Origin of the sequence: Kitasatospora sp. NPDC001540, from assembly GCF_042894345.1 — a bacterium.
GTDB lineage: Bacteria > Actinomycetota > Actinomycetes > Streptomycetales > Streptomycetaceae > Kitasatospora > Kitasatospora phosalacinea_C.
In genome coordinates this window covers 1-8,645 of the sequence record NZ_JBIAVO010000077.1, presented here as the reverse complement: position 1 = coordinate 8,645, position 8,645 = coordinate 1, and the positions used below count along the sequence as shown (strand labels likewise).

General features: G+C 69.6%; 10 protein-coding genes and 1 pseudogene. 3 read left to right on the top strand and 8 right to left on the bottom strand.

Features of this window, described 5'->3' with window-relative positions:
• Nucleotides 1-180: 180 nt before the first annotated feature.
• Nucleotides 181-672, bottom strand: a complete 492-nt coding sequence (locus tag ACFY00_RS37860) for a peptidase inhibitor family I36 protein (protein WP_388038750.1) — start codon at nucleotides 670-672, stop codon at nucleotides 181-183.
• Nucleotides 673-1,038: 366 nt separating this feature from the next.
• Here ACFY00_RS37860 and ACFY00_RS37855 point away from each other — a divergent pair, with 366 nt between their 5' ends.
• Nucleotides 1,039-1,494, top strand: coding sequence for a hypothetical protein (locus tag ACFY00_RS37855; protein ID WP_388038747.1), 456 nt, complete (start codon nucleotides 1,039-1,041; stop codon nucleotides 1,492-1,494).
• Nucleotides 1,495-1,647: 153 nt separating this feature from the next.
• Here the strand turns inward: ACFY00_RS37855 and ACFY00_RS37850 are convergent, their stop codons facing one another.
• The 4 genes from ACFY00_RS37850 to ACFY00_RS37835 form a co-directional block, all read right to left on the bottom strand.
• The gene (locus ACFY00_RS37850; RefSeq protein ID WP_388038744.1) at nucleotides 1,648-2,055 is read right to left on the bottom strand and encodes a transposase; all 408 of its coding nucleotides are present in this window, start codon (nucleotides 2,053-2,055) and stop codon (nucleotides 1,648-1,650) included.
• Nucleotides 2,052-2,771 carry a transposase gene (locus ACFY00_RS37845; RefSeq protein WP_388038741.1) on the bottom strand — a complete coding sequence of 240 codons (720 nt, stop codon included), beginning with the start codon at nucleotides 2,769-2,771 and terminating at the stop codon, nucleotides 2,052-2,054. Before ACFY00_RS37845 ends, ACFY00_RS37850 begins: the two co-directional genes overlap by 4 nt.
• Before the next feature lie 18 nt (nucleotides 2,772-2,789).
• Nucleotides 2,790-3,236, bottom strand: a complete 447-nt coding sequence (locus ACFY00_RS37840) for a transposase family protein (protein ID WP_388038738.1) — start codon at nucleotides 3,234-3,236, stop codon at nucleotides 2,790-2,792.
• A gap of 105 nt (nucleotides 3,237-3,341) precedes the next feature.
• Entirely contained in the window at nucleotides 3,342-5,294 is a 1,953-nt protein-coding gene (locus ACFY00_RS37835) for an ATP-binding cassette domain-containing protein (RefSeq protein WP_388038736.1), read from the bottom strand.
• Nucleotides 5,295-5,810: 516 nt separating this feature from the next.
• Between ACFY00_RS37835 and ACFY00_RS37830 the strand changes: the two genes are divergently transcribed.
• Both ACFY00_RS37830 and ACFY00_RS37825 read left to right on the top strand, forming a co-directional pair.
• On the top strand, nucleotides 5,811-6,758 hold the full coding sequence (locus ACFY00_RS37830; RefSeq protein ID WP_388038733.1) for a phosphotransferase family protein: 948 nt from the start codon (nucleotides 5,811-5,813) through the stop codon (nucleotides 6,756-6,758).
• A pseudogene (locus ACFY00_RS37825) lies at nucleotides 6,758-7,018 on the top strand (NUDIX hydrolase); the annotation flags it as partial. The gene ACFY00_RS37830 and the pseudogene ACFY00_RS37825, both read left to right, overlap by 1 nt.
• 27 nt (nucleotides 7,019-7,045) lie before the next feature.
• Here ACFY00_RS37825 and ACFY00_RS37820 read toward each other — a convergent pair.
• From ACFY00_RS37820 to ACFY00_RS37810, 3 genes are all read right to left on the bottom strand, one after another.
• The gene (locus tag ACFY00_RS37820; protein ID WP_388038753.1) at nucleotides 7,046-7,459 is read right to left on the bottom strand and encodes a hypothetical protein; all 414 of its coding nucleotides are present in this window, start codon (nucleotides 7,457-7,459) and stop codon (nucleotides 7,046-7,048) included.
• 105 nt (nucleotides 7,460-7,564) lie between these two features.
• The gene (locus ACFY00_RS37815) at nucleotides 7,565-7,771 is read right to left on the bottom strand and encodes a hypothetical protein (protein ID WP_388038731.1); all 207 of its coding nucleotides are present in this window, start codon (nucleotides 7,769-7,771) and stop codon (nucleotides 7,565-7,567) included.
• A gap of 226 nt (nucleotides 7,772-7,997) precedes the next feature.
• The gene (locus ACFY00_RS37810) at nucleotides 7,998-8,531 is read right to left on the bottom strand and encodes an NUDIX domain-containing protein (protein WP_388038729.1); all 534 of its coding nucleotides are present in this window, start codon (nucleotides 8,529-8,531) and stop codon (nucleotides 7,998-8,000) included.
• Nucleotides 8,532-8,645 lie beyond the last annotated feature (114 nt).

Here is an 8,645-nt window from a genome sequence, read left to right as displayed (position 1 = left end):
CAAGCAACGGGCCCCACGCCACAACGTCGGCAAGACGGCCAAACGAGCCGACTCGATCAAGGAACATCAAAGCCGACGAGGATAAACGCCAAGCTAAGCGTTCGGGAAGGGTGACGGCGACCGCTCTCCGAACGGAAGCCGACAGGGCTCACGTGACGGATGCTGCCGGTGCCGGACGCTTCAGGCCCGCACGGAACTGATCTTGTCGTTCCAGTCGAATCCCACCTCGGGTCCGTACCGCTCGCTACTGGAGTGGGACGGCGCCGGTCGCAGTGTGCGGAAGAGGCTGCGGACGGTTCCGATTCGGTGCTCATGACCGCGGTGGTCCGCGTCCTCATAGATCCGCATGGACCTGCCGGTGTTGTTGACCAGGGACGAGGCCCGATCGTTCATGCCCTGTCCGAGGTTGGCAACCGCCACCCGAGTAGCGAACATGTTGCCCCCCGTCGGCTTCTCATATCCGCCCCACTCGTTCGTCGTGTAGTTGAAGTCGGGGTCGGCATACAGGCAGAAGTAGCCCTGCGGACACGCATCGGGGCCCGCGGCCTCCGCACCCTTCTTCCAGAAGAAGTCGGGCAACCTCTGCCCACCCGCAGCACTTGCGTGGCCTGCGGGTGCCAGTGCAAGCAGCACCCCGACCGCCACCACCACCCGACTCATGCGCCTCGGCACCGTGTGATCCTTCCTGCTGCCATTGAGATCCTCCTCGGTCCCAACGCGCAGGCTGAGGAACGGTCACGACGCATAGGTCAGGCCCCACCAGGCCGCCACCGGATCGCAGTCGAAGACCAACGTTTCACCTGGCGCAGCAGCAGGGTTCGGCCCAATCGCTGCGCCGCCGGATTCATGACTCAGTGTGATCACACAAGTTGCGCCAGAGCCTGGGTTTCGACAGCGGTTGTCCGGCACTTCGGGAGACACCCGCGCAGCGACGTGTTCGATGTTCACGAGAAGCGGTTCTGGCTCACTTCCCGTGGGGGGTTGACTGAGCGTGACGTCGGTGGCGTGTGGTGAGATGGCCGGACCATGTGGTCTGTCGTGAACAACTCCGATCGAGTGCGGTGGCACTACGTCCCCTTCGAGAGCGTGGGTCCGCTCCGGTTCGGCATGAGTCACGAGGAAGCCGACGCGGCGATGGAGCTGCAGGGGTTCACGGGAACCGTCTCCTCCATGCACCAGCGGCACGGCGCCCTTGTGCTCCAAGCCGTCTTTCGTGAGATGACCGCCCCGGCGTACGTAAGGGCTGTCACCGTCTACTTCAGGGAATTCGGTGGGCTGGCCTGCGTAGCCGTCGACGCACTGTGCGGTCCGTTGGTTTCGATGGACGGGATGCAGCTGGTTGGGCGGGTGCCTTCCGAGCTGGCAGACGAGTTCCACGACTATCAGGAGAGGCTCGGCATGAGCCCCGTGATCTCTGTCGAGGGTGATGCGGCATCGGACGAGCTCGGGATCATGGTGCGTGCGCAACGAGCCGGCGACATCCTCCTGTCATGACCTGTCTTCGCGCGATTCGACGGCTGGGCTTACACCGTGCATGACTGCGTCCCCAAGGACGAGTGGGCTGTCCGCTGACAGTGCCGCGCCTTCAGGCAGCGCACCGGTTTGTGTGCTAGGTCAGTGATGTCCCATACGCCCCAACTGTGCGCTTCACGAGTAGAGCAGCACGCGTTTGCGGAGGAGGGAGAAGCCGGCCCGCCCGAACATCTGGCGCTTGAGCATCTTGATCCGGTTGACGTGGCCTGCGACGACGCCGGAGCTCCAGGGGAGGGTGAGTCCTGCGATGACGGCGTCACGGTCGCGGTCGATGCCGGCGGCGAGGGTGTGCAGGCTGGGCAGGTCGTCCTGGCGGACCGCATCGAGCCATTCCGGGAGCCGTTCGCCTTGGCGCTCGGTGAGCATGACCGCGAAGGAGCGGACGTGCCGGGTCAGGGCGTCGAGTTCGGGGCAGTGGGCCAGGACGGTCTTTGGCCGGAGTGGCTCGACCTCGGACAGTGCCGTGGGCCGTCGAAGGACCGAGCCGGTGACGGTGCGCGGCGACGCCGGCTGCGCGGTCACGGGTCGCGGCGAGGTCCGCTTCTGCCGCAGATAGGCACCGACGCGCTGATAGCCGCCCTTGTAGCCGAGCGGGACGATCTCCTCCCAGAGCTTCCAGGCGTTGGTGCAGCCCTCGTTCCAGCGGTCGTCGAGGTAGGGCTTGTACTCGTCGAGCACGGAAGGCCGGTTCTGCCACTGGCCCCGGAAAAGCTCTCCCGGGTTTGCGGCGTCAGCCAGGGCCTTGACCGTGCGATAGGCCATGCCGAGCTGCCGTTGGATCGAGCGCCGGCTGTGGCCCGCGGCCAACAGCGCGTGCACCGCCGCATGTCGGGCCCGGGTGCGGTCCGCTCACCGGAAGCTTGTCGGCCAGGGCTGGTCCGCATCCTCCGGCTGGAGCACGAGGTCGGCAGTAACGTCTCTACTCGGCCCGGTAGTTGCTGTGAGTAGGCGCTGTCGGTGGCGGGTGACGGCCCGCTCGGCCGCTTCGCTGAGGTTGTGCCACAGGTGCCAGCGGTCCGCGACTTGGACGGCCCGCGGGCTCCGGCAGTGGCGCTTTCGGCGAAGAACGGTGCGCGGTCGCGACAGATGATCTCGACGCCCGGCCGTTCAGCCAGCCAGGCTGCCAAGCTCGACGCCTCCCGGTCGGGCAGCAGGTCCACCGGCCGGCGCGTCTCGGCATCAACCAGCACCGTCCCATACGCGCGGCCCTTGCGCGTCGCGTACTCGTCGACGCCCACCACCCGCGGGCTCGACGGTTACGGATCAGGGAGCTCCTCGACCATACGCAACACCGTGCGCCGGCTCACCGACACCCCGAACACCCCAGCGAGCCGGGAACCGGCTCGTCCGGCCGTCGCCGGACCGACCGAGGCGAGCACCGCCCGCAGCCGTTCGGTCCACCGACCGTGGTGCCGGGTCAATCCCGCGATCTGCTCGACGAACGTCCGCCTCCCACGCGACGGGTTGCCGCGCACGAAGCGCCGTACCCGCAAGGTCAGCCCCACTCGTCTCCCTCCGACTGGCCCGTCGACAGGAAATCGCAGGTGAGAACTGTGCACCCGGGCCGACCAGCCACCACACCCGGGGCAACTGTGTCCTGGACAGAGCCACTGGACAGTGCCAGACAACCCGAACAGCGATTTGGGACAGTTTCCTATGGGGACAGTAACTACCTTGTCGCTGCGGTTGCCCGAGTACGCCATGGCCCCATCGCGGTCGAGGCGGCGGTCCCGTAGCTGAGCCGCCGTAGTTGTTGGGCGGGGAGCCGGGTACCCGCGCAGCGGTGCGCGAGTATCCGGCTGGAGGGTCTACTCTGCGGCGGTGCGGGGGGCGGGGACGGTGCGGTCGGTCTGGAGGTCGAGGAGTTCGCGGAACAGGCCTTCGCGGTGGGCGAGTTCGTCCCAGGTGCCGGTCTGCACGATCCGGCCCTGGTCCATGACGACGACCCGGTCGGCGAGCTTGGCGTTGGCGAGGTTGTGGGTGACGAGGAGGGTGATCCGGTTGGGGGCGAAAACGCGCAGGGCGTGCAGGATCTTGTGCTCGGCGCGGGGGTCGAGGTCGGAGGTCGGTTCGTCGAGGATCAGCAGGCCGGGCCGGCGGGCGGTGCGGTAGAAGGCGCGGGCGACGGCGGCGCGCTGCCAGCCGCCGCCGGAGAGTTCGGCGCCGCCCTGCCAGCCCTGGGCGAGCAGGGTCCGCCAGCCCGAGCGCAGGCGGGTGACGACCTCGTCGAAGCCGGTCAGCGCCGCCGCGTCCTGGACCGCCCGGACGGGGTCGCCGTCGTGGCGGCCGAGGTGGATGTTCTCGTGGGCGGGCAGCGGCCAGCGGGCGAACTCCTGTGGCACGCGGGCGACTTGCCGGAACAGCCCGTCCGCGTCCAGGTCGGCGATCGGGACGCCGTCCCAGGTGATCCGCCCGCCACCGCTCTGGGGCAGGTAGAGGCCGGAGAGGAGTTTCAGCAGTGTGGACTTCCCGGAGCCGTTCTGGCCGATCAGCGCGACGACCTCGCCCTGCTGGAGCGTGAGGTCGATGCCGCGCAGCGCGGGCTCCTGCTGTTCGCCGGGGTAGGCGTAGGTGAGGGCGGTGACTTCGATCGTCTTGGGCGGGCCGGGGACGATGTCGCCGCGCGCGATGCGGTGGCCGCCGGCGGAGTCGAGGAAGGCGAAGAAGTCGTCGAGGTACAGGCCCATGCGGTAGAGGCGGGTGCCGTTGCCGACCATGCCCTGCACGCTGCTGGCCGCGGTGCGCAGCGCGAAGGTGGCGGATCCGGCGGCGGCCAGGCCGATGCGGCCGGTGGAGACCAGGAACAGGAGGGCGCCCCACATCAGGGCTGCTCCGGCGCCGGTGGCGAGGGCGGCGAGCAGCGAGACGCGGGCGGCCTCGCGGCCGGCCCGGTCGGTGACGGCGACGATCCGGGCTTCGGCCTTGCGGTACTTGGCCAGCATGAAGCCGAGGACCTGGTCGGAGCGGACCTGGTCGGCGCGCTGCTTGTCGATCAGGTGCCAGCGGTAGATCCGCAGGGCGGCGCGTTCGTCGTTGGTGGTGATGGTGGCGAGGTAGTGGATGCGGGCGGTGCGGATGGCGGCGAACCCGGCGGGGATGGAGCCGAGGAGCAGGAACGGCAGCAGCCACGGGTTCAGGGTGGTCAGGACTCCGGCGGAGGCGATCAGGGAGATGGTGGAGGCGATGACGTCCTGGGCGGAGGTCAGCAGGTCGGGGGTGGTGGCCGCGCCGCGGTCGGCGGCCTCCCAGCTCTCGTTGTAGGCGGGCTGGTCGTAGGCGGCGAGTTCGGCGGAGCACCCGGCCTCGATCAGCGCCATGTCCGCGTCGCGGTTGACCCGCGGTCCGACCCGGCCGGACAGCGTCATCACCGCGATGCCCAGGGCGGCGCGCAGCGCGGCGGAGACGGTCAGCAGGGTCAGCGACGGTGCGGCGGCCCGCAGGTGGCCGGTGACGGGGCCGGGACGCAGCAGTGCGGTGAGGGTGCCGGTGGTGGCGTAGAGGGTGAGCGCGCCGAAGACGCCGCTGGCGGCCTGGGCGAGGAGCAGCAGCAGGGTGGAGCGGCGGTCGGCGTGCCAGGCGAGGGCGAGGGAGCGGCGGATCAGCTGGGGCAGGCGGCGGAGCATGGCGCGGCCGGAGATGGACGTGCCGACGGCCGCGCGCTTGTCGCCGGGGAACTGGTAGCGCAACTCCTCGTCGTGCGAGGGCTGTTCGTCGGGGGCGTGGTCCGTTTCCGGGGCGGGGGTGTCGGTGTGGTGGGTCACGGGGCTCCCTGGTTCGGCGGCAGGTGCGGGCGGCAGGCCGGATCGCTGGACCTGCCGGGTGTGGTGAAGCGCGGTCGGCGGGTCGGCGGGTCCGCGGTGGGCGTGGCGGGGTGGCAGCCGTGCCGGTCGGCAGGCTGCTCGCAGGAGGTGGGTTCGGGTCGGGTCCCCGATCCTGGCATCGTCTCTGCGGGGTGCTCGGCGTGTCCTTGCGAGTCTCACCCGATCCGGGTAAATCCGTTTTCCTGTCGGCGAGTTGGTGGACTCCGTGCCGGGGCGCGTGCCGCTTCGGGGGCGGCGTGCCGGCCGGCGTCGGGACGCCAAGCACGCCCACGTCACCTACACCCGGACCGGATGGTCCGCCACCTGTCGCACCCGCGTGTACTCCTGACCCGAACTCGAAGACGCCCTGCACCGGGCCGGATTCGCCGTCGTCTCCTTCGCCGGGGACTTCTCCGGCGGTCCCGTCCGTCCCGAGAACCGCACGGTCGTCACCGCCGTCACCCGGAGCAGGTAACCGTGATCACTCGCCGAGACGCTGGCAGCATCACCGCCGACGCCGAACAGCTGCTCCTCACCGCGCACGGACTCACCCCCGCCGACCTGCTCGCCACCGGCACCGAGGCCCGCGTCCACGCCCTCGGCCACGACCGGGTCCTCAAGGTCTACGCCGACCCCGACCAGCGCCCCGCGCTGGAGACCATCGCCGACCTCTACCGGCGCTTCGACCGCACCACCGTCCCCTACGCCCTGCCCGAGATCCGGTCCATCGAGCAGCACGGCCCGCTGCTGGCCGTCACCGAGAGTCGCCTCCCCGGCACCCCGATGGGCGCCGCCCTCGACCTCACCGACCCCGGCGCCGAAGACACCTACCTCGCCGCGGTCCGCGACTTCACCGGCCTGCGCCTGACCAGCCCGCTCGACCGGCGCATGTTCCTCGACCCCGAACCGGCAAGCCACCCGGGCGAGGACTGGCACGACTTCCTCCTCCGCCTGCTGGAGCAGAAGCTGCCCAAGGTGCTGCCCGACCTCACCCTCGACGTCCCCTTCGTCCACGCCCTCACCCACCGGCTCACGGAGCGACTCGTCCGCCCCTGCACCGGGCCCGAAGGTGTCATCCACGGCGACCTCCACCCCGACAACATCCTCGTCGCCGACGGCAAGGTGTCCGGCGTCATCGACTTCGGCACGTTCACCCTGCTCGGTGACCCGCTCCACGACCTCGCCGGGGCCTGCGCCTACTTCCGGATGTACGACGAGGAGCGCACCGAGGTCCGCAACCGGCTGCTCGGCATTGCCGCCGCTGGCCTCCCCGCCAGCCGGCGCGAGGACCTCGCCGACTACCTGCACCTGATCGCCCTGCTCAGCTGCGACCTCTACCCCGAGCAGGACAAGCACATCCGCGAGACCGGCCACTACCAGTGGGCCGCCGACGTCCTCAACACCCCGACGGACTGGAGGAACTGATGACGGCGTTCCTGCCCGAACCCGACCCGGAGCGCGGCAACCGGCTCCCGCCCGAAGAGCTCATCGCCACCCTCCCGCAGGCGACCGCGTACACCTCCCTCCACATCACCGACGGGCAGGGGCAGCCGGTGCTGCCGAACTCCTCGGTGTACAAGCCCGGCCGGGGCCAGATCTGGCAGGTCCCCGGCGGTCAGATGGACCCCGGCGAGAGCCCGATCCAGACGGCGGTCCGTGAAACCGAACAGGAGACCGGCGAAGTCCGGCAGCGCGAGCCATTGTTCAGGTACTCAGGCTGCGTCCTCGTCGGCTTTCTTCCCGTAACGCCACGGGTCGACCGGTACGACACCGTCGGGGAGATCAGTGCCGTACAGGTCCCTGTACTTCGCCTTGGACGCCTCGCTGGCTTGCTGGCCGGGGGGCAGTCGCCGAAGGAAGGGTTCCCGGTCGGGGTCCCGGTAGGACTGGCGAGGCTCGTTCAGGACTTCGTCGTCGGGGGTCGGCTCCAGACCGGCGATCTCCTCGGCGTCATGGTTCTCGTCGTCCTGTTCCGCGAGGTGACGGGCGGCTGCGAACAGGCCCACACCAACAGTCACAGTCACGCCGAGAGCGATGTAGAGCTTCGGCTTGTGCTTCTCGCACCAGTTCTTCGTCTTCGTAGCGAAGGAGACGGGTTCGTCGTCCTCGGGCGTGGAGTCGGTCACGCGGACACATCTATCGGATCCGCATCTCATCTGTCATGCGATCGTCCGACATCACCTGATCGGGCACGGCGATGATGTCGTGCTGATCGAGGGTCTGGCGGACCTTCAGACGAGCCCTTCGCGCTCCCAGATGGCCCGCGCGGCGGCGATGCGCTCCTTCTTCCTCAGCTTCCACAGCTTCCGGGCGTCCTTCTCGCCGGGAGGCTCTTCGACCTTGTAGCAGAGGGAGCAGACATAGCCGCCGCGCGGGCCTTCGAACACCGGCGTGCCGCAGGTTGGGCAGTGCCGAGAGTGATGGACGTCCAGGCTCATGCCACCAAGTTACCGGCTGGCAATCGGGAGCAGGGGCAGGACGGGGCGACCGTCGGGGGTGGTTCCGAGGGTCGCGCCGCAGGAGTGGCAGACCATCGGCTTCCGCGAGGCGTCCATCATCGAACCGCAGCTCGGGCAGGGCATGGTGTTCTCCTTGGGGCGGGGCCGTGGTCGGCCGCTGGTGGGGTGGTGTCCCGCCCCGGCCGGGGCGGGAGTTCGGGAGCCGCTAGGCTGCGGCGTCGGCGCCGAGGTAGGGGACGCCGGCCTGCAGGAGCGGGAGCCCGTGGCCGGAGTCGCGGGCGGCGAGAGCCGAGCGGATCCGGGCGGCCTGGTGGGGTTCCAGGGCTTCGTCGAGCTGGCTGGGACGGATCCAGACGAGGCCCTTGATTTCCTCGGCGGCGGTGATGGGGATGGACATCGCTTCGGCTTCGGCCTCGCTGAGGGTTCCGCCCTCGCAGACGATGGTGATGTCTTCGGGGAGGCCGGGGTCGGCGTCGGCTTGGTCGACGGCGAGTCCCCAGGTGATCGTTCGGCGCAGGCCGGTTGCTTCCAGTAGTTCGCGGGAGACGGCGGCGCCGATGGGTTCGCCAGGGTTGGCGGCTCCGCCGGGCAGGATCGGGCGGGCCTTGTGGTCGGCCTCGATCATCAGGACCGAGCCGTTGCGAGGGTCGGTGGGGTGGGTGGTTTTCAGAGTGATCACCGTGACGCAGGCGAGCCGCCGACGCGGGTGTCCGTCGCGTTGAATGTCGCTGCGTGCCATGCGACTTGGTTCCGTTCAGTCAGAGGGCGTTAAGTCCTGTTTTTAATGGTTCGGCATCGCTCGATCGTGGGGTCGGCTGCAGTTCCGGGGCGGCTGCCGGATCGGGGGTGGTGC